Source organism: Deltaproteobacteria bacterium (assembly GCA_029210625.1).
Taxonomy (GTDB): domain Bacteria; phylum Myxococcota; class Myxococcia; order SLRQ01; family SLRQ01; genus JARGFU01.
This window is the reverse complement of sequence record JARGFU010000016.1, coordinates 1-22,800: the sequence shown is the minus strand read 5'-3', so window position 1 is coordinate 22,800 and position 22,800 is coordinate 1. Positions and strand designations below refer to the sequence as shown.

At 71.6% G+C, this 22,800-nt stretch carries 8 protein-coding genes; 7 read left to right on the top strand and 1 reads right to left on the bottom strand.

The features are described 5' to 3' along the window. Window positions 1-43: 43 nt before the first annotated feature. The 3 genes from P1V51_15670 to P1V51_15660 all read left to right on the top strand — a co-directional run bounded on the left by P1V51_15670 (window position 44) and on the right by P1V51_15660 (window position 4,639). Complete coding sequence (locus P1V51_15670) at window positions 44-1,030, top strand: thermonuclease family protein (protein MDF1564483.1); 987 nt, start codon at window positions 44-46, stop codon at window positions 1,028-1,030. Beyond that, entirely contained in the window at window positions 1,030-3,594 is a 2,565-nt protein-coding gene (locus P1V51_15665) for a glycoside hydrolase family 31 protein (GenBank protein MDF1564482.1), read from the top strand. The genes P1V51_15670 and P1V51_15665 overlap by 1 nt, the downstream gene beginning before the upstream one ends. A 265-nt stretch (window positions 3,595-3,859) precedes the next feature. Further along, complete coding sequence (locus P1V51_15660; GenBank protein MDF1564481.1) at window positions 3,860-4,639, top strand: hypothetical protein; 780 nt, start codon at window positions 3,860-3,862, stop codon at window positions 4,637-4,639. 95 nt (window positions 4,640-4,734) lie between these two features. On the opposite strand, the gene P1V51_15655 is transcribed toward P1V51_15660, so the two are convergent. Further along, a complete protein-coding gene (locus P1V51_15655; GenBank protein MDF1564480.1) occupies window positions 4,735-5,316 on the bottom strand; it encodes a YqgE/AlgH family protein in 582 nt (193 codons plus the stop codon). Between the two features lie 119 nt (window positions 5,317-5,435). Between P1V51_15655 and P1V51_15650 the strand changes: the two genes are divergently transcribed. The 4 genes from P1V51_15650 to P1V51_15635 form a co-directional block, all read left to right on the top strand. Beyond that, window positions 5,436-5,999, top strand: a complete 564-nt coding sequence (locus tag P1V51_15650; GenBank protein ID MDF1564479.1) for an RNA polymerase sigma factor — start codon at window positions 5,436-5,438, stop codon at window positions 5,997-5,999. Beyond that, entirely contained in the window at window positions 5,996-7,180 is a 1,185-nt protein-coding gene (locus P1V51_15645; GenBank protein ID MDF1564478.1) for an AgmX/PglI C-terminal domain-containing protein, read from the top strand. Before P1V51_15650 ends, P1V51_15645 begins: the two co-directional genes overlap by 4 nt. Window positions 7,181-7,377: 197 nt before the next feature. Then, on the top strand, window positions 7,378-20,700 hold the full coding sequence (locus tag P1V51_15640; protein ID MDF1564477.1) for a hypothetical protein: 13,323 nt from the start codon (window positions 7,378-7,380) through the stop codon (window positions 20,698-20,700). 185 nt (window positions 20,701-20,885) lie between these two features. Continuing rightward, window positions 20,886-22,800 (top strand): carboxypeptidase-like regulatory domain-containing protein (locus P1V51_15635; GenBank protein ID MDF1564476.1); only part of this gene is annotated, 1,915 nt, incomplete at its 3' end.

Sequence of the window (22,800 nt, the reverse complement as noted above, 5' to 3'; positions counted from 1 at the left end):
TTGTGATCTTTTTTTCAGAGGCGGTGCGATAGGCTCGCTCGCGATGCGAAATCCGATGCTCCTGGCCCTCTGCGTGCTCTTCCTCGCCACTCCGCTCCGGACCGAGGCCGAGGAAGCCGACCCCCTGGTGCTGGGTGTCTTCCCCCTGAAGGGGAAGCCCAAGGACGCCGTGATCGACGGGGACACCATCCGGGTGAAGGGCCTCGACGCCAGCCTGCGCCTGCTCTGCATCGACACCGAGGAGACCTTCAAGAAGCCCAAGAACAAGGCGGCCTCCGACCGGGACTTCCCCGCCTACGCGAAGGCGATGCGCGGCGAGGGCGAGCGGCCGAAGAAGTACGGGACGCCCCTGGGTGAGCTGGCCAAGGAGTGGGCGGCGCGCTTCTTCAAGGGCGTGAAGGAGGTCCGCCTCGAGCGGGACGAGGCCAGCCGCACCCGCGGCTTCTACGAGCGGCACCTGGTCTACGTCTTCGCGAAGAAGGACGGGAAGTGGGTGAACTACAACCTGGAGGCCGTCCGCGCCGGCATGGCCCCCTACTTCACGAAGTACGGGCGCTGCGTGCGCTTCGACGCCGAGTTCAAGGCGGCGCAGGAGGAGGCCCGCATCGCCCACCGGGGCATCTGGAGCGACGCGCTCAAGCACTACCCCGACTACGACGAGCGCCTCGCCTGGTGGGAGGAGCGCGCCCAGACCATCGACCGCTTCCGGGCGAAGGCCGCGAAGGACCCCACCCTCATCGACCTGATGGCCGACGACGGCCTGAAGCGGGCCGGCGAGCAGCTGGGGAAGACCGTGACGGTCTTCTCCTCCTTCGGGGAGGGGCGCCTCGACAAGAAGCCCTACCTCCTGCCCCTCTCCCACCGGAACCGCAACGACTTCATCATCGTCGCCTTCGACGACGAGGAGCTCGCGAAGATCGAGTACGAGAAGTGGAAGGGGAAGCTGATCTACGTGAAGGGCAAGGTCAGCCAGTACAAGGGCAAGCCCCAGATGAAGGCGCAGGACGTCGAGCGGATCTGGGAGGAGTGATGCGGCGCCTCGCCCCCTTCCTGGCGCTCCTCCTGCTCACGGCCTGCCGCTGTGACCCCGAGCCCGATCCCAACGTCCTGGTTCGGGACGACGGCACGGCGCTGCGGGTCGTCCCCGAGCCCTTCGCGATCGAGCTCCTCCACCCCGACGGGCACGTCACGCGCACCGGCTCGCCGGCCTTCGCGGTGGGCAGCCTCGAGCGGCCGGACCCCGACCACTACTACGACCCCACCTACGACGACGGGGTGATCTGGTCGACCGAGGCGACGGTGGTGAACGGAGAGGTGATCCGCGAGCAAGAGCGCCTCTCGATGGGCCTGCGCCTGGGGGAGCACGACTTCGCCCTCGAGCTGCGGACCAACCCCGAGGGCGAGGGCTGGACCTTCTCGCTGGTCCCGACCGGCGACCGCCGGGATCTCCTCCATCTGCGCCTGAGCTTCGAGACCAGCGAGCGCACCCGCGTCTGGGGCCTCGGCGAGTTCTTCGACAGCGCCGAGCACCACGGCCGGGCGCGCAACCTGCGCTTCGATCTCTCCACCGAGACCGAGTCGCGGGACACCGGCCGCCACGTCCGCTCCCCCAACCTGGTGACCCACGACGGCTTCGGCCTGCTGCTGGAGAACACCGAGCCCTTCCTGGCCGACTTCGAGGATCCCGCCGAGGCGAGCATCACGGTCGTCCACGACGCGCTCTCCGGCACCCTCTTCGCCGGCGACGATCCCCTGGAGGTGCTCGCCGCTGAAGCCCGCGCGGTGGGCACCCCGCCCCTCTGGCCGGCCTGGACCTTCGGGCCGCAGCTCTGGCGCAACGCCGTGGGGGTGACCTGCACCATCGCCTGCGACCAGGGCTGCCTGGCCAGCGAGACCGGCCAGGACATCGTCCTGCGGGACGTGGCCGAGCTGCGCGGCCTCGACCTGCCGGCCAGCGTGATGTGGATCGACGCTCCCTGGGAGAGCGGCTTCAACACCTTCGAGTTCAACGGGACCCAGTTCCCCGACGCCGCGGCGATGATCCAGGAGATGAACGCCCAGGGCCTGCGGGTCGTCGTCTGGGCCTCGCCCTTCGTGAACCGCGTGGACGACTCGGCGACCATGTGCGGCATGGAGGGCCCGAACGCCGGCGGCCTCTTCGCGGAGGCGGCGGCCGCGGGCTACCTGCTGACGAACGAGGACGGGCAGGTCACGGAGCTGCCCTGGCGCGGCACCCTCGGCGCCCTGGTCGACTTCACCAACCCCGCCGCCTTCGAGTGGTGGAAGACGCAGGTCCGCAAGGTGGTGGACCTCGGCGTCGACGGCTTCAAGCTCGACTTCGACGAGTACGTGAACCCCGGCCTCGACACGATCTCCCTGGAGACCACGATGGTCCCCTTCGACGGCTCGAGGCTGACCACCCTCCACGGCCGCTACAGCGCCCTCTTCCACCGGGCCCACTACGAGGCCCTGATCGAGGCCGGCCACGAGCCCTACCTGATCGGCCGCACCGGCAACCAGTTCGACGCGGCCTGGACCACCGCCATCTGGCCGGGCGACCTCTGCAACGGCTTCCAGGAGCACGGCGAGGTGATCGCCGGCGACGACGAGCCCCACGTGGGCGGCCTGCCCGCGGTGATCCTCGCCGGCCTCTCCCTCTCGGCCAGCCTCCACCCCCACTTCGGCTCGGACATCGGCGGCTACCTCCACGGCCGGCCCGAGAGCGACGAGGCCTTCATCCGCTGGATCCAGTACGGCGCCCTGGGCACGGTGATGCAGCTGGGCGGCGGCGGCGAGCACCACAACCCCTGGGACGGCGCCACCTACGGCCCCGAGGTGCTCGACGCCTACCGCACCTACGCCGGGCTCCACACGCGGCTCTTCCCCTACCTCTATTCGTACGTCGCCCGGAACAGCAACGAGGGCACGCCCATCCTGCGGCCCCTGGGGATGCAGTACCCGGATGACCTCGCCGCGACCGACGCGCCCTACCAGTACCTCTTCGGCGAGGACCTCCTGGTCGCCCCGGTGATCGACGCCGGCGTCACCAGCCGGGAGGTGACCTTCCCGGCCGGCCGCTGGGTGCAGTGGTTCACCGGCGAGGTGGTCGAGGGGCCGACGACCACCACCGTGCCCGCGCCGCTCTCGATCCTGCCCCTCTACGCCCGGGCCGGCGCGCTCGTCCCGCTGCTCTCCCCCGAGGTGGAGACCCTGGCCGAGGCCACCGCCCCGGGGGTGATCGATCGGGCCGACCGGGAGGACGAGCTCTGGCTGCGGATCTTCCCGGGCGCGGAGCGCACCTTCTGCCTCGAGGACGGCACCTGCCTCTCCTCCGCCGAGGGCGCCGACGGCCTGACCCTCACCGTGAGCGATGCACCCCTGGCCCGGACCCACGTCGTGGAGATCGCCTGGCACCTGCGCTCGGCGCAGGCCCCCCTGGGGGTGAGCTCCGGTGGCACCGCCCTGACGATGCACGCCGACCGCGCCGCCTTCGACGCCGCGGCGCCGGCCGACGGGGCCTTCTTCGACGACCTGGCCGAGGTGCTCTGGATCCGGGCCGCGGGGAGCCCCGGGCTCCAGCTCGAGGCCCACTAGGGACTCAGGGCCCGCTGTAACCGAACCGGTCCCCGGGGCGAAGTGAAGAGTATGGACGGCCTCACCCTGCTGGCGCTCGCGCTCCTCGTCTCCTGTCCGCTCCTCGTGGGGATCGGCTGGCTCGTCAGCCAGCGGCGAGGGCTCCCACGGGAGGACGAGACGTTACCGGAAGGATACGGACAGCCGGGCGGTGATGACGGATAACCGATCCGTGCCCTGCGCTTTTCCCGGAATGACCCCGGCCCCTCCCCGGTTGGCCTCATCGATGCGACGAGCGGCGGTGATGGTGCTCCTCGCGGGTCTCCTCCCCCTCGTGGGAGCATCTCCCGCCCTCGCGCGTTCCCCTCCCCGGGACGCCCCCCGCACCGTCGACGCGCGCGCGCGCAGGGGCGAGGAGCTGCGGAAGCTCTTCACCGACGCCGGCCTGCCGGCGGTGCCCCCCCGCCTCTACCTGCGGATCTTCAAGAAGGAGCGGCAGGTCGAGCTCTGGGGCGGGAAGGTGGGCGCCCCGATGGTGCTGGTGAAGACCTTCGAGGTCTGCGCCGACTCCGGCGTGCTCGGCCCCAAGCGACGGCGCGGCGACCTGCAGGTGCCCGAGGGCTTCTACGGCATCGACCGCTACAACGCCTGGTCGAACTTCCACCTCTCCCTGGGCCTCGACTACCCCAACCGCTCCGACCGCATCCGGGGGCGCGCGCTGGGCGTGGAGGACCTGGGCGGCGACATCTTCGTCCACGGCTCCTGCGTCACCATCGGCTGCGTCCCCATCGAGGACGGCCCCATCGAGCTGCTCTTCCTCGCCACCCTCGACACCCACCTCGCCGGCCAGGAGCGCATCCCCGTCCACGTCTTCCCCGCCCGCCTCACCGACGCGGGCCTCGCCGACCTGCGCGCCGAGCACGACGATCCGCAGCTGCAGGCCTTCTGGAAGGAGCTGCAGCCCGGCTACCTCCACTTCGAGCGGACCCACCGCCCGCCCCGGGTCCGCGTCCACCCCGACGGCCGCTACCACCTCACCCCCGTCGGCGAGCCCATCGCGCCCTAGTGCTTCCCTCGCGGCGCCTCGCGGGCTTCCGGGAGGGGAGCGTCCCCCGGCCCGGTACTCCCCCTCCGGCCCACGACGGCCGCGATGGAGGCGACCTAGCGGATGGACTCGCCGAGGGCGATGAGCCAGGTGTCGCGATCGTTCTGCCCGAAGACCAGCCCGGCCTCGGCGCGCCTCACGATCCAGGAGCCGCGCAGGATCTCGTCCTCGAGCTGGCCCGGCGCCCAGCCCGAGTAGCCCTGGAAGGTGCGGGCGCGCAGGGCCCCCTGCGGCCAGTCACCGCTCCCCTCGCGCCAATAGAGGCCGGCCCCGATGGGCTCGGTGCCGGGCGGCGCCTCGCGGGCCTGGGCGACGAGGATCGGGTGCTCGGAGTCGACCGGCCCTCCCCAGCGGGGAGCGTCGGCCCCCCCCGCCTCCTCGGCCGGGGGCCGGTTCACGACCACCCCGAGGATGCGCTCGGGGCCGAAGGCCAGCATCAGCACCACCGTGCCGGCGAAGAGCCGCCCGGTCCCACCGGGGCGGGCCACCAGCAGGTCTCCCGCCCGGACCTCGGGGCGGCCCTGCTCGACGCCATCGACCCAGGCGCGCAGCCCGGGCCAGCTCCCCAGCACCACGAGGGCGAGCACCAGGAGGACCCATCCCGGGCGCATGACCAGCCGGCGGTTCACGTCAGTCATGAGGTTAGCGCCCCGCAGCACATTTTTCTTCCACAACTTTCGAGGGCCACAGCATCTAAACTCTCTAGAAGGCCCCTGGATCCCCGTCCGCGGGCCGCAACCCACCGAAAATGCGAGACATGGACCTCATCACCCGCGTCCAGGAGGGGCGCCCCGGAGCCTTCGACGAGCTCTACTACGCGTACGTCGACCGGGTGCACCGCAAGCTCCACGCCGTGGTGGGGCCCGACCCCGAGCTCGACGACCTGATCCAGCAGACCTTCCTGCAGATCCACGGGAAGATCGGAGAGTTCCGCGGCGAGTGCGCCTTCGCCACCTGGCTGCACCGGGTCGCCCTGAATGTCGCCCTGATGCACCTGCGCAAGCGGCAGCGCTGGCTGCGCTTCGGGCAGGAGCCCGAGAGCCTGCGGCCGGCGCTCGAGCCGGCCGGCCCGGCCGCCCCCGACGACGCCGCCGGGCGGCGGGAGAAGCTGGAGCTCCTCCACGGGATCGTCGGCGAGGTGAAGCCCAAGAAGAGGATCGTCTTCGTGCTCTACCACGTGGAAGGGCACACCCTCGAGGAGATCGCCGAGCTGACCGAGGCCTCGGTGAACACGGTGGCGTCGCGGCTACGCGCCGCCCGCAAGGAAGTGCGGCGCGCGCTCGAGCGGCGCCTGCAGGCCCGTGGGAGAGCAAGCGCATGAACGATCGTTCTCACTGCCTGGAAGTCCGCGAGCTGCTCATCGCCTACCGCGCCGGCGAGGTGACGCCCCTCCAGCGCCAGCGGGTCGAGGTCCACCTCGCCGGCTGCGCCTCCTGCAAGGCGGAGCTCGCCTTCGAGAGCGAGCTCGAGCGCACGGCCCGCGCCGGCCCCGAGCCCCTCACCGACACCCGGAAGCGGCAGATTCTGGGCCAGATCCACGAGCGGCTCGAGCACGAGCAGCAGCGCGCTCCCTTCTGGCGGCGGCCGGTGGTCTGGGCGCCCGCCACGGGCTTCGCCGCCGCGGCCGCCGCCCTCCTCCTCGTCCTCTCCCTGCCCGAGCCCCTGCCGGTGCAGGAGGGGTGGCTCGAGACCCAGCGGGGGATCGAGGCCTTCGCCACCGAGGCGGCGCAGGTGCGCTTCGAGGAGAGCGACGAGGGGCCGGTGATCCACCTGGGCGCCCAGGCCGTCCTCGCCCGCTACCAGCGCCGGCCCGGCCAGCGGCCCCTGCGGGTGCGCACCCCCCACGGTGACGCGATCATCCGGGGGACGATCTTCTTCGTGGACGTCCAGGCGGACCGCACCGAGGTGGGGGTGCAGAAGGGGACCGTCGAGGTCGTCGACCGGGCCGGGCACTCGATCCTGGTGGGCGCCGGCGAGCAGGCCCGCTCCACCGCGGAGCGGGTCGAGGCCGTGGAGGCCACCAGCCCGCGCTTCGCCCGCCTGCGCGAGACCTTCCCCTCCGAGCCGGTGGCGGTGGCCGCCGCCGAGGAGCCCGCGCCGCCGCGCCAGCACTTCCGGCGGCCGCGCCGGGCCGCCGAGGAGCCCGCGCCGGAGCCCGAGCCCCTGCCCGAGCCCGTTGCCGAGGATCCCGGCCCCGATCCGGCCCTCCTCGCCACCATCGTCGGCCGCCACCTGCCCATCTTCCAGAGCTGCTACGAGCGGGGCCTGAAGAACCACCCCGCCCTGCAGGGGCGGATGGTCGCCGAGGTCAGCTACGGCACCGACGGAGTGATCTTCGACGGGACCTTCCTGGTCGACGAGCTGCAGACCCCCGAGGTCACGGCCTGCCTGGCGAACAACCTCCTCGATGTCCGCTTCCCCCCCGCCACCTCGGTGGTCACCCTGGAGATCCCCCTGGTCTTCGAGCCCGGGGGGGTCCGCCACGACCGCCAGGCACGCTGAGCACGAGGCCCCGGTCCGCACCCCAAGCGCCCGAAATCTCTGGGCGGAGGTGATCTTCCTCACCTGTGGACGGCCCCCGGCTGAACTAAACCAGAGATCGTGATTTCTGGTTTAGGATAGTGGGCTGGTCGAGTGACGCGGGTGGGCTCCTCCTGGTGGAGCGCCCACCCGCGCCGTCCTTTCGGGAGAGGAACGCGATGAAGCTGCTTCGTTCGGGATGGTTCTTTGGTTCGATGGCGCTGCTGCTGATGGTCGGGGGCTGCGACTCCGACATCAGCGTACGGGACAACCCCTTCGACCCCGAGGGCTCGACCCCCGCGCCGGCCACCGTCCGTGGCGGCGTGAACGCGCCGGGGCGCCCGGCCCTGCCCGCCCGCGCCTCGAACGAGGACATCCTGGTGCGCATCTTCCTGGAGGAGGAGGCGCCCGCGACCGGCACCGACGGCGGCGAGGCGCCGGCCAGCGAGCGCACGGCCCGGACCGACGCCGAGGGCATCTTCCTCTTCCCCGACGTGGCGCCGGGCATCTACCGCCTGGAGGTCGCCGAGCCGGGCTTCGCCGCGGTGACCCTGCGCAGCGTCGCGGTGCCCCTGGCGGCGAACGTCGACCTCGGGATCATCGAGCTGGTGTCCACCGTCGAGACCGCCCCCTCGGCGGTGACCGGCCTCGTGCTCCTCGAGGGCCGCGACCCCCTCGCTCCCGAGCACGGCGGCATCTCGGTGCGGACCGTCGGGTGGCCCTTCGACGTGCTCACGGCGCCGGACGGCACCTTCAACCTCCCGATCTCCGACGGCACCTTCGACTTCGAGATCTCCTTCCCGAACTACGAGACCCTCGTCCTCTCCGGGATCACCGTCGGCGTCGGCGAGACCGTCGCCCTCGACGGCGACACCTCGACCCCCCAGGCCGACCCCCTGATCCTCCTCTCCAACCCGGGCGCCATCATCGGCACGGTCGAGCGCGAGCTCTGCACCGCCACCCCGCCGGTGAGCTACGAGGCCGGCGACGGCGTGCTGATCACCGGAGGCGTGGGGACGGCGACCACCCACAACGCCGTGGCGGATCCCACCGGCGCCTTCACCCTCGGCGGGCTCGCCGCCGGCTCCTATCGCGTCGACCTCGCCCTCGACGGCTGGGAGACGGTCACCATCCGCAACAACCAGGTGTCGGCCGGGCAGCTCACCGACCTCGGGATGATCCGCCTCGCCGCCTCCCGCGGCGCCATCATGGGCCGGATGGAGCTCTCGGGCGCCGCCGACCACAGCGGCATCCTGGTGCAGGTCAACGGCACCAACTTCGTGACCCTCACCGCCGCCGACGGCTCCTTCCGCATCCCGGGCGTCTGCGCCGGCACCGGCTACGAGATCGTCGCGAGCCGCGACGGCTACGTCACCACCTCGATCAGCGGCCTCGCCGTCACCGCCGGGCAGGACACCCGGGTCACCGACGCCGCGGGCAACGACCCGGTCCTCGAGCGCCAGCAGGGCGGCCTGACCCTCAACGGCGGCTTCCCCTACGTGAACACCCTCGGCGTGGGCTACCAGCTCGACGCCCCGGCCGGCACCACCCACATGCGGATCTCGGAGGACCCCTCGGTCTTCTCCACCCAGGGCGACCCCTCCAACCCCGATCCGGGCACCAACGGCGGCTGGGTGGCCTACTCCGTCACCGGCACCTTCACCCTCACCTCCAGCGAGGGCACCCACGAGGTCACCGCCCAGGTCTACGGCAACGGGGCCTTCTCCGGCCTCATCCAGGGCACGGTCGTCCTCGACCAGACGGCGCCCCTGCAGCCCACGATCGTCGTCGAGGACGGCTCGGGCTTCTCCAACGACCTCGACGGGTCGGTGCTCACCACCCTCACCGCCAGCGAGGCGCCGGCGCCCGGCGTGGACGTGACCAGCGGTCTCGCCTCGGTGAAGTTCGTCGACCTCGATCCCACCCTCTGCGGCGCCCCGCCCTGCCCGCCGCTCCAGGCCGACTGGGATGCCGCGATCGCCCAGCCCTACAACCGGACGATCGACCACGCGACCCTCGATCCCCTCGCCGACGGCGCGAAGGAGATCTGGGTCACCTTCTCGGATCGGGCGGGCAACTGGAGCGCGCCGGTCTCGGCGGGCTTCATCCTCGACCGGCAGCCCCCCGCCGGCATCTCGGTGAGCATCAACAACGGTGACGCCTTCGCCCGCTCGGATCGGGTCTCGGTCTCGCTCACCGCCACCGACGACTACCCCGGCATCCAGATGCGCCTGGCCAACGACTCGGCCTTCCTCGGCGCCCAGTGGCAGCCCTTCTCGCCGCAGATCACCTGGTTCCTCGACGCCCAGACCGACGGCACCAAGGAGGTCTGGGTGCAGTTCATGGACGCCGCCGGGAACATCACCCAGGCCCTCTTCGACGACATCGTCCTCGACCGGGCGCTGCCGATCGCGCTGGCCTTCGACATCGTCGACACCGGCGGGGTCCCCATCCAGTACTCGAGCTCGGGGAACCTGCGGCTGCGCGTCTCGGCGGCCGACTCGACCCAGATGGTCTTCTCCAAGAACCCGAGCTTCCTCGACGCCGCCGGCAACCCCGAGCCCTGGGTGGGCTACGTCACCAACTACTACTGGCCCGTCAGCCTGCCGGCCCCCACCCCGCCCCCGCTGGCGGAGGGCTCGCACACCATCTACGCCCAGTTCCGGGACGACGCCGACAACCGCTCGGCCACCCTCTCGGCCAGCGTGATCGTCGATCAGAGCAACCCGACCGTCGCCGGCGCGCGCCTCGCCGACGGCGTGACCGATCCGGTCACCGGCTTCACCCACGTGACGGCCACCAACGTCACCCTCCTGACCACCGCGATCCCCGGGCCCCTCGACGGCCACGAGATGATGATCGAGGTGGCCATGCTGGACGCCTCGGGCAACGAGACGATCCGCCGCACCGCCATGACCTGGGGCACCTACTCCCCCTCGCAGGTCCTCACGCTCGACACCACCGAGGGCCGCCAGCGGGTGATCGTCACCCTGCGTGACGCCGCCGGCAACCTCTCGCCTCCGGCGAGCGTGGACGTCGTCCTCGACGGAACCTCCCCGACCCTGACGGGCGTCGTCCTCACCTCGCAGGCGGCCCGCATCGACGGTGGCTCGGGCCTCGTCACCCACACCGGCATCCCCCAGGTGAGCCTGGCCATCACGGTCTCCGACCCGGCCGACGCCGCCCAGATGCGGATCGCCAACCGCGCCGACTTCGCCGGCGCCATCTGGCAGCCCTTCGCCGCCGCCCTCGACTGGACCCTGCCCCCGGTCGATCAGCTCCACACCGTCCACGTCGAGGTGCGGGACATCGCCGGCAACATCGGCAGCGGCCAGGTCAGCGTCACCCTCGATCGGCAGGCCCCGACCGGCGTCGCGGTCACCCTCGACGGCGGCAGCAGCTACACCCGCGACCTCACGGTCGATCTCGTCCTGGCGGCGACCGACGCCAGCTCGGGGATGGCCTCGGTGCAGCTCTCCAACGATCCGGGCTTCACCACCAGCCAGACCGATCCCTGGCCGGCGACCGGCGGCGTGCCCGACGCCTCCCACGCCATCCCCGGCTGGACCCTGGAGCCGGTGGACGGCCTGGCGACCCTCTACGTCCGCTTCACCGACGCGGTGGGCAACGTGATCAACGCCGCCGGCACGATCATCGTCGACCGGGAGGCCCCGGTCGGCACCCTGCGGATCGACGGCGACCGGACCTACGCCACCGGCACCGCGGTCGTGCTGAGCTTCACCGCCCCGGCCGACACCGCCGACGCGCTCATCTCCAACAGCCCCATCGCCGACTGTGACACCGCCACCGGCTACTCGGGCTACAGCCCCTCCCGGGCCTGGACCCTGGCCACCGGCGACGCCACCAAGACCGTCCACGCCTGCCTGCGCGACGCCGCCGGCAACACCTACGCCGTCCAGGACGAGATCGTCCTCGACACCACCGACCCCACCGGCGGCAGCGTGGCCATCGACGGCGGCGCCGCCTACGCCACGAACACCCCGGTGACCCTCACCCTCACCGCCGACGCCGACGTGACCCACATGGCCGTGGGCAACGGCGCCCTCGACTGCGGCACCGCCACCTACGAGCCCTTCGCCAGCGTGCGCTCCTGGGTCCTGACCGGCGGCGACGCCACCAAGACCGTCACGGTCTGCTTCCGGGACGCCGCCGGCCGCACCGGCAGCGCGGCGGACACGATCGTCCTGGACACGACCGTCCCCGCCGGCTCGATCGTCCTCGACGCCGGCGCGGCCGTCACGGACACCGTCTCCGTCTCGGTGGACCTCACCCACTCGAGCGACACGGCCGGCTACGCCCTGGCCAACGGCGCCCTCGACTGCGGCGTCGCCACCTACACCGGCACCACCGGCACCAGCACCTCCACCACCTGGAGCCTGCCGGCCGGGGACGGCGTGAAGACCCTGGTCGTCTGCTTCGAGGACGGCGCGGGCAACACCGCCTCCTACGCCACCACCATCACCCTCGACCAGACCGCCCCGGTGGGCACCCTCGCGATCGACGGGGGCGCGCTCTACACCGACGCCGTGGGCGTGCAGCTCGAGATCGTGGCGCCGGGCGACACCGCCCGGATGACCTTCTCGAACACGGCCATCGCCGACTGCGACGCCGCCACCGGCTGGCAGGCCTTCGCCCCGAGCCGGGCCTGGACCCTCGCCGCCGGCGACGGCACCCGGACGGTGTACGGCTGCCTGGAGGACACCGCCGGGAACACCGCGCCCCTGCAGGACGAGATCGTCCTGGACACCACCCTCCCCGCCGGGACGATCGCCCTCCAGGGTGACACCTCGGGCTACACCCTCGCCGGGAGCGGCACGGGCTACACCTTCTCGCCGGCGGTGCAGGCTCTGCTCTCCGCGCCCGCCGACACCACCCAGGTCGCCCTGGCGGACGGCCCGACCCTCGACTGCAACACCGCCACCTACCGGGCCTTCGCCGGCGTGATCCCCCACACCCTGCCGGCGGGCGACGGCTCCAAGGACGTCAGCGTCTGCTTCAAGGACGCCGCCGGGAACACGGCCTCGACCAGCGCCTCGATCACCCTCGACACCGCGCCGCCCACCCTGGGGCTGACCCTCGACTCCGGCGCCGCCTACACCCGTGATCTCGGCGTCGCCGTGGGGCTCTCCTTCCTCGACGACACCAGCGGCTATGCCCTGGCCGAGTCGTCCCTCGACTGCGCGAACGCGACCTACACCGCCGTCACCATCGGCAACACCTCGGCCTCGACCAGCTTCACCCTCTCCGCCGGAGACGGCACCAAGACGGTCGTCGCCTGCGTGCGGGAGGCCGCCGGCCGGGTGATCTCCACCTCCGCGGCCATCATCCTCGACACCGGCCTGCCCTCGGGCACCGTCACCATCGACGGCGGCGCCACCTATGCCACCGGCACCACCGTCTCCCTGCGCTTCGCCGTCCCGGCCGACACCGCCCGGATGTCGATCGCCAACGCCGCGACCCTCGACTGCGCCACGGCCACCTACGTGGGCTTCTCCTCTCCCTTCACCTGGTCCCTCTCCGCGGGCGACGGCCTCAAGACCGTCACCGCCTGCCTCGAGGACGCCGCCGGCAACCGGGACAGCGCCAGCGACACGATCACCCTCGACACGGCGAACCCCACCGGCTCGATGACCATCGACGCCGGCGCGACCCACACCCAGACCGCGTCCGTGGTCCTCGACTTCACCGCCTCCACCGACGTGACGGGCCTGGCGGTGCGAGAGGCCGCCACCCTCGACTGCGCCACGGCCGCCTACCAGCCCTACACCCCCTCGATGGCCTTCACGCTCTCCGCGGCCCTCGGCTCGAAGAACCTGGTGGCCTGCTTCCGGGACGCCGCCGGACGCACCGGCACCACCTCGGCGATCATCATCCTCGACGCCTCCAGCCCCACGGGCACGATCACCCTCGCCGCCGGCGTCGCCTACACCACCGGGACCACCGTGGCCGTGGCCCTGGCCTTCCCCGACGACACCACCGGCTACGCCCTGGGCGACGGGGTCATCGACTGCGCCTCCGCCACCTACACCCCGGTCACCGTGGGAGACACGGCCGCGAGCACGACCCACACCCTCGCCGCCGGGGACGGCACCAAGACCGTCTCGGCCTGCTTCATCGACGCGGCCACCAACACCGCCTGGAGCGCCGACACCATCATCCTCGACACCACGCCGCCCTCCGGGACGATCACCATCGATCTCGGCGCCACCTACAACACGACGGGCGCCGCCTCCCTCGCCTTCAGCGCCCCCGCCGACACCGCCGAGCTGGCGGTGGCCGACGGCGCGAGCATCAACTGCGGCACGGCGACCTACCAGGGCTTCGCCTCCCCCCTGGCCTGGCCCCTGCCGGGCCCCGACGGCACCAAGACCGTCAGCGTCTGCTTCAAGGACGCGGCCGGCCTCACCGCCAGCGCCCAGGACACCATCACCCTCGACACCACCGATCCGGCCGGGACCCTCTCCATCCAGGGTGACACCAGCGGCTACACCCTCGTGGCCTCCCCGGCCGGCTACACCTTCTCCGCCAGCGTGAGCCTGGCGCTCTCCGCTCCGCCGGACACCACGAGCCTGGCCATCGCCAACGGCGCGACCATCAACTGCGGCACGGCCAGCTACCAGCCCTTCGCCAGCCTCGTCGCCCACACCCTCCCGGGCGCCGACGGCAGCAAGAGCGTCAGCGTCTGCTTCAAGGACGCCGCCGGCCGCACCAGCAGCACCACCGACGCCATCACCCTCGACACCGCCCCGCCGACGGGCGCCCTCAGCCTCGACGCGGGCAGCGCCTACAGCGCCGACCTCTCGGTCGCGGTCGGCCTCTCCTTCCTCGCCGACACCAACGGCTACGCCCTGGCCGAGAACGCCCTCGACTGCGGCAGCGCGACCTACACCGCGGTCACCGTGGGCAACACCTCCGCGTCGACCTCCTTCACGATCTCGAGCGGCGACGGGGTGAAGACCGTCGTGGCATGCATCCGGGAGGCCGGCGGCCGGGCCGTGACCGCGCAGGACACCATCCTCCTCGATCGCAGCGCCCCGGTGGGGAGCGTCAGCATCGACAACGGCGCCCTCTACGACACCGACAGCAGCGTCACCCTCACCTTCAGCGCCCCGTCGGACACCACCCAGCTCGCGGTCGCCGACGGCGCCACCATCAACTGCGGCAGCGCGACCTATCAGGCCTTCGTCTCCTCCCTCACCTGGCCCCTGCCGGGCGCCGACGGCACGAAGACCGTGAGCGTCTGCTACCGCGACGGCGCCGGCAACACCGCCTCCGCCTCGGACACGATCATCCTCGACACCTCCAGCCCGACCACGGGCACCCTGAGCATCGCGGCGGGCGCCGCCTACACCACCAGCACGGTGGTCAGCCTCGACCTCACGGCCCCGGCGGACGTCGCCGAGGTCGCGATCGCCAACGCCGCGAGCCTGGACTGCGACACCGCCAGCTACGGGCCCTTCACCACGCCGCGCACCTGGGTGCTCACGGCCGGCGACGGCGGCAAGACCGTCACCGCCTGCTTCCGGGACGCCGCCGGCCGCACCGGCTCCGCCTCGGACACCATCACCCTCGACACCTCGGCCCCCGCGGGGACCATCACCCTCGCCGGCGGACAGGCCCACGCGACCTCGACCCCCTTCGCGGTGGCGCTGACCTTCCCCGACGACACCGATGGCTACGCCATCGCCGAGGGCTCCCTCGACTGCGCGGCCGCCACCTACACCAGCGTCACCCCCGGCGCCACCGCCGCCAGCACCACCTTCCCGCCCTCGAGCGGTGATGGCGTGAAGACCGTCGTCGCCTGCTTCCGGGACGTGGCCGGCAACCGCGGCTCCGCGGTGGACACGGTCACCCTCGACACCTCGCCGCCCGCGGGCTCCGTCGCCATCGACGCCGGCGCGGTCTACGCCACCTCGACCGGCGTGACCCTCAACCTCTCCGCCCCGGCGGACACCGTCCTGATGGCGGTCCGCGAGGCCGCCAGCATCGTCTGCAGCGACGGCACCCTGGTCTGGGAGGCCTTCGCCACCACCAAGGGGCTGACCCTGGGCGGCCAGGGCACGCGCTCCGTGAGCGTCTGCTTCGAGGACGCCGCCGGCCTGCGCGCCAGCGCCTCGGACAGCATCCTCGTCGACTCGGTGGCGCCCTCGGGCTCCGTCGCCATCAACGGCGGCGCCTCCCATACCCGGACCCAGTCGGTCACCCTCGACATCACCGCCGCCGCCGACGTCGTGGCGATCTCGGTGGCCGACGGCGGGACGATCCTCTGCGGCAGCGTGACCTACGAGCCCTTCTCGGCCGCTCGGGCCTGGAGCCTCCCGGCCGGTGAGGGCAGCAAGACCGTCAGCGTCTGCCTGAAGGACGCCGCGGGCAACACCGCCTCGGTCAGCGACGCCATCACCCTGGACACCAACCCGCCCTCGACCGCGACCCTGACCATCAACGCCGGCGCCGCCTACACGACGAACGCCAGCGGTCAGGTGACCCTCACCCTGACGACCCCCGAGACCGTCACCGTCGCCATCGGCAACGAGAGCCTCGACTGCTCGAGCGCCACCTACGGCCCCTTCGTCAACCCGGTGAACAACCACCCCCTCCAGAATCAGGATGGCCTGCGGACGGTGGTGGCCTGCTTCAAGGACGCCGCTGGCTGGACCGTCGCCAAGAGCGACGACATCATCCTCGATCGCGTGGACCCGACGGTCAGCCTGACGATCGCGGGCGGGGCCGCCTTCACGACCTCGGACACGGTGGACCTCTCCCTCACGGCCGCCTCCGACGTCGACGAGATGGCGGTCGTGAACGGCGCCATCGACTGCGGCGCGGCCTCCTACGTCTCCTACGCCCCCTCGGTGGCCAGCTTCGATCTCGATCCGGCCGACCTGATCCCCGGGAACGACGGCGCGAAGACCGTCTCGGTCTGCGTGAAGGACGCCGCGGGCCGGACCTCGAGCACCTCGGCCACCATCATCCTGGATCGCGTGAGCCCCACCTCGGCTCTGACCATCGTCTCGACCGCGGGCCTCCCCGGCTACACCACCCGCCGGGACGTCTCCCTGCAGTTCGGCCCCCGGGACGGCAGCGTGGAGATCTCCGTCGTGGACGGCACCTCCCTGGTCTGCGCCACGGCCGCCTACCAGCCCTACGTGGCGAGCCAGACCTGGACCCTGCCCTCGGGAGAGGGCACCAAGAACGTGACGGCCTGCTTCCGGGACGCCGCGGGGAACACGACCTCGTCCACCGACAGCATCGAGCTGGACACCGTCCCCTCGACCGGGACGATCGCGCTGGCCGGCGGCGCGGACTACAGCCAGACCTCGACGGTGAGCGTGGATCTCACCTTCTCCAACGACACCATCGGCTACTACCTCGCCAACGGCAGCCTCGACTGCAACCTCATCCCGGTGGCCTCCCACACCGTGGTCGTCCCGCCGGCCACCTCCCCCGCGGGGGCGGTGAGCATCGGCCTCGTCCCGCCGGACGGCTCGAAGACGGTCACGGTCTGCCTCCTGGATCGGGCTGGCAACCGCAGCGCCTACTCCGACTCGATCGTCCTGGACACGCTGAACCCGACGGGCTCGGTGGTCATCAACGACAACGACGTCTACACCACCAACCAGAGCGTCAACCTCGCGCTGACGGCCGCGGCGGACGTCACCCAGATGCTGGTGTCGAACACCTCGGCCCCCTGCACCCAGGCGCCCTTCGAGGCCTTCGCCTCGACCAAGATCTGGAGCCTCGACCCGGTCAACGGCACGAAGAAGGTCTACGTCTGCCTGAAGGACGTCGCCGGCCGCACGACGGTCGTCGCCGACACCATCCGCTTCGACGACGTGGATCCCGATGTCAGCGCCGCGACGATCAACCTCTGGGGCAAGGCCCAGGGGTCGAACAACCAGAACCTGACCATGGTCCGCGACCTCACCGTGCGGATCTCCGGCGCCTTCGACAACATGACCGGCCAGGCCTTCCTCGAGGTGCAGATCGCCGAGGACCCGACCTTCTCCGGCGTGGCCTGGCAGCCCTACGCGGCCGGCGGGACGGTCAACCTCGACTACACCCTGCGGGCCGGCGACGGCCTGAAGACGGTCTACGTCCGCTTCCGTGACCAGGCCGGCAACGTCTCCGCCAGCCTCTCCGACACGATCACCCTCGACGAGACGGCGCCCACCTCGCCGGGCCTGATCATCAACGGCGGCGCCGAGTTCACCAACGTGACCGGCGTGACCCTGAGCCTCTGGGCGGCGGACGCGACCCAGTACAGCACCGACGGCGGCGCCACCTGGACCAACTGCCTCGCCGCCGCCTGCGTGGCGGCCTCCCCCGGTGAAGACCACGCCTTCACCCTCCCCGTCGGGGACGGCAACCAGTGGGTCGGCGTCATCCTCCGGGACGCCGCCGGCAACGAGTCGAACTACGCCACCGACAACATCTTGCTGGATCAGACCCCGCCCGACGTCCCCCGGATCGACGCCATCTCGCCGCGGACGACCTCGGCGCTGGTCAACGTCAGCGGCGGCGCGGACGTCCGCTCGGGCTTCGATCACTACCGGATCCACGTCTACCAGAAGGGCGGCCCCAAGATCGCGACGGCGGACCTCGCCTCCTCCTCCGACTGGGTGACCGGGCTGCCGGCCTTCAGCCCCTACGAGTTCCGGGCCTCGGCCTTCGACCAGGCGGGCAACGAGAGCGCGGAGAGCGCGCTGATCGAGGCCTTCGTGGGCCTCGCCCCCTCGGTCACCACCGGCATGCCCTCGGTGCCCGACTGGCACGACCAGGTCTTGAGCTGGCGCGGCCAGGTCCTCATCCCCCGGATCAGCCCCTCGGGCAGCGGCATCGCGCTGGGCGTCTGCGACGGCCGCAACCAGCCCTGCAGCGAGGCCGGCTTCAACCTCTCGGTCTGGGATCCGGGCGGCGCCGACCTGCGCGCCATCTCGATCACCTCCTGGGCCAGCCACGTCTGGATCTTCGCCATCCGGGGCACCACCCCCGGCGCCTACACCCTCGAGGCGCTCTACTTCGATCAGGATCCGGATCTGATCGGAGACGTCGCCAACTGGGACTACGTGAGCCTCGGCGCGACCTCGACCGAGCCCTCCGGGCTCTCCTTCGACGCGGCGGCCGGCGGCAAGGCCATCGCGGTGGCCTACCTCGACGTCAACGGCGCGACGCCGGTGACCAACATCCACTACTGCTACCTGGACACCTTCTGCACGAACGCCAGCGACTGGTCCGGCCCCGCCGCCATCGCGACCGGGACGACGACGATCGATCTCCCCGCCGGCGTCAACGGCATCGGCTGGCCCTACGACTACACCTCGCTGGAGCTCGACATCGGGGAGAACCACATGTGGATCAGCCAGACCGCCTACGACAGCGGCGCGGGCACCTACAGCACCGTCCTGCGCGGCTGCCCGATCACCCTGAACTGCGGCACCACCACGCCCTGGCGGGCGGTCCACCTGGGGACCCGGAGCGGGGCTCACTACTCGACCACGGTGAAGGAGGGTGACGAGCGGCTCTACGTCCACTCCCTGGCCGAGGGCGCCACCACCGCCGAGGGCATGCTCTGGACCTGCGACATCGGCTCACCGATGCTCACCTGGAACGCCTACTCCTGCTCCTCCGCGGCGAACTTCACCGCCGGAGACGTGCTCTACGAGCTGAACCTGGCCGCGGACGTCCGCTTCCTGACCACCTCACCCTGGTTCCGCCTGGAGGGCCAGGACGCCCAGCTCACCTGGCACGCCGGGATCCTGAGCACCGCCGCCATCGACCTGGGCACCCGCAACCTGCTGGGCGCCCGCTGCAACACGCACGCCAGCGACTGCGGCGTCGCCGCGAACTGGAACGCCTCCACCCTCCTCGAGGGGCTCCTCCAGCGGCCGCAGGCGCTGGTCACCCACATCGACGGCAACCCGCTGATCATCGCTGGCGCCGACGAGGTGCGGACCTACCTGATGGAGCCGCCCACCCGGGCGCCCATGCGACGGGCCCTGCTGCCCGACTTCCAGTCGGGCGGCATGCGGGCCTCCTGGCTGGCCCAGAACACGAGCTCCATCCAGGGCTACCGCATCGACTACAACGGCACCGTCGCCACCGATCCCTTCGACTCCAGCGTGGTCGTCGCCACCCTGGCGAGCGAGGGGACCCCGGTGCCGCCGCTCAACGCCACCGCCCACCACGGGGTGGTCTCGAGCTTCAGCGGACTGGACCAGGGACCGGCCGAGCCGGTCTTCACCGCCTGGCCCGCGCAGGTCTTCGACCTGATCCCCGACATCGGCGACGCCTTCTCCAAGTACGCCAACAACTCGAACTGCCACGGCGTGGTCTACGTCCCGGTCACCGGCGAGGTCGTGGTGGCCACCTGCCCCCTGAGCTCCAACTGCGGCCAGCAGTCGAACTGGAAGACCGCGGTCTTCGAGAACGCACGGGATCTGGGCTCGGCGCCCGGCCCGGACATGATCGGCGACCTGGCCATCGCGATGGACAACACCCGGGTCAGCGTCGCCTACGCCTACGCGACCGAGCCCCAGAACCTCGAGTACGAGTGGAAGACCATCGACGCCGCCTGCACGATCTCCACCGACTTCCAGGAGGTCCGGCTCGTCAACGACACCGGGACCGACGCCGTCCCGACCCCGAACGTCGCGCCCCGCTCGATCTCGATGGTGACCGACGGAACCGGGGTCTACCTGAGCTGGGACCTGACCGACGCGGGCGCGGCCCCGCTCACCGGCCAGATGAACCTCTCCTCCTGTCAGCAGTCCACCGGCTGCGATGCCCTCGCCGACTTCACCACGGTCCGCTGGGATCGGAGCTTCGAGGGTGGCGCCCTCGCCATCATGGCGGGCACCTACCTCTACTGGACCCCCGAGTGGGAGAACCCGACCAACCTGGACACCTTCCTCTACCGCTGCACCCTGACCACCGGCTGCGACCTCGCCGGGGAGTGGTCTTCCCTCGGGACGATCTTCCGCAACCGCACCATCGCCTTCCCCAAGGCGATGCGGATCGACCCGGTGCCGACGACCTCGGGTCTGCGCTACCGCATCGTCGTCACCCGGGGCAACCAGCTGGCCTGGTGCAACGAGCAGGTCTCCTGCGGCGCGACCGACGAGTGGTCGCGGGGCATCTTCCTGGCCAGCCCCTACTACAACCTCCAGACCCCGCTTCGGATGTCGGCCACCAGCCTCGGCACCGACCTGGCCGCGGTGACCTTCGGCGGAGAGTCCTGGGGCATGGGGCGCTGCAAGAGCCGCTGCTACGAGGCCGACGAGTGGCTGGGAGGCTTCACCCGGCCCCCGGTGCACTTCCTCACCACCAACGCGGGCGCGACGGTCTGGGACTCGGTCGGGAGCTGGACGGGCATCAACAACAACGGCCGGATGATCCGGCCGATGCCCTGGTTCGACACCGCCACCAACACCCAGCCCCTCTCCATCCTCGAGGGCCGGATCAGCGATTACCTAAACCGCTGATTTAACTGGCGCCTCTCCCCGATAGGGGCCAGCGGGGGGATTCCTCCCGCCGGCGCCCCCGAAGTGACTTGGCTCACCGGTTGGCAGCCCGCGAGTGAGCTAGGATAGGGGCCTTGCGCACGCCGTCCTCCCCGGCGGGGAGGGACGGGTGCGGACTTGTGCCCCTGGTTCGGGAGAGGAACGGGATGAAGACGCTTCGCGCGGGATGGTTCTTTGGTTCGCTGTTGCTGCTGCTGGTCGTCGGAGGGTGTGACTCCGAGGTCAACGTGCGGGACAACCCCTTCGACCCCGAGGGCTCGACCCCCGCGCCGGCCACCGTCCGCGGCGGCGTGAACGCGATCGGCCGCCCGACCCTGCCCGGCCGCGCCTCGAACGAGGACATCCTGGTGCGCATCTTCCTGGAGGAGGACGCGCCCGCGACCGGCACCGACGGCGGCGAGGCGCCGGCCAGCGAGCGCACGGCGCGGACCGACGCCGAGGGCATCTTCCTCTTCCCCGACGTGGTGCCCGGGACCTACCGCCTCGAGCTCTCCGAGCCCGGCTTCCTCCCGGTCCGGCTGCGGAGCATCGCCGTGCCCCTGGCGGCGAACGTGGACCTGGGGACCATCGACCTGATGCCCACCGTCGAGACCTCTCCCTCGGCGGTGATGGGCACCGTGCTCCTCGAGGGCCTCGACCCGGCCGGCACCCTCCACGGCGGCATCTCGGTGCGGACCATCGGCTGGCCCTTCGACGTGCTCACGGCGCCGGACGGAACCTTCAACCTCCCGATCTCCGACGGCACCTTCGACTTCGAGATCTCCTTCCCGAACTACGAGACCCAGACCATCGCCGGGGTGGTCATCGGCATCAGCGAGACCATCACCCTGGACGGCGATCCGGCCACCCCCGAGGCGGATCCCATCGTCCTCCTCTCCAACCCCGGCGCCATCACCGGCGTCGTCGAGCGCGAGGTCTGCGCGGCCACCCCGCCGGTCACCTACGAGCCGGGTGACGGCGTCAACGTCTCCGCCGGCATCGGCGCCACCCCCCTCTACAGCGCGGCGGCCGATCCCACCGGCGCCTTCGTCCTCTCGGGCATGACCGCCGGCATCTACCGGGTCGATCTCTCCCTCGCCGGCTGGGAGCCGGTCCGCCTCGCCGGCAACCAGGTGGCCGCCGGCCAGATCACCGACCTGGGCACGGTGCAGCTCGCCGCCTCGCGCGGCGCCATCGTCGGCCGGATCCTGCTCTCGGGCTCCACCGACCACAGCGGCATCCTGGTGCAGGTCAACGGCACCAACTTCGTGACCCTCACCGCCGCCGACGGCTCCTTCCGCATCCCGGGCGTCTGCGCCGGCACCGGCTACGAGATCGTCGCGAGCCGCGACGGCTACGTCACCACCTCGATCAGCGGCCTCGCCGTCACCGCCGGGCAGGACACCCGGGTCACCGACGCCGCGGGCAACGATCCGGTCCTCGAGCGGCAGCAGGGCGGCCTGACCCTCAACAGCGGCTTCCCCTACGTGAACACCCTGGACGTGGGCTACCAGCTCGACGCCCCGGCCGGCACCACCCACATGCGGATGTCGGAGGACCCCTCCGTCTTCTCCACCCAGGGAGATCCGGCGAACCCCGATCCGGCGACCAACGGCGGCTGGGTCGCCTACTCCGTCACCGGCACCTTCACCCTCGCGGCGAGCGAGGGGACGCGCAACGTGACCGCGCAGGTCTACGGCAACGGGGCCTTCTCCGGACTGATCCAGGGCACGGTGGTCCTCGACCAGACGGCGCCCCTGCAGCCCACGATCGTCGTCGAGGACGGCTCGGGTTTCTCCAACGACCTCGACGGGTCGGTGCTGGTCACCCTCACCGCCAGCGAGGCGCCGGCCCCGGGCGTGGACATCACCAGCGGCCTGGCCTCGGTGAAGTTCGTCGACCTCGATCCGGCGGCCTGCGGCACGCCCCCCTGCCCTCCGGCGCAGACCGACTGGGACGCCGCCACCGCGCTGCCCTACAACCGCACCCTCGATCACCCGCTCCTCGACCCCCTCCTGGACGGCGCCAAGGAGATCTGGGTCACCTTCTCGGATCGGGCGGGCAACTGGAGCGCGCCGGTCT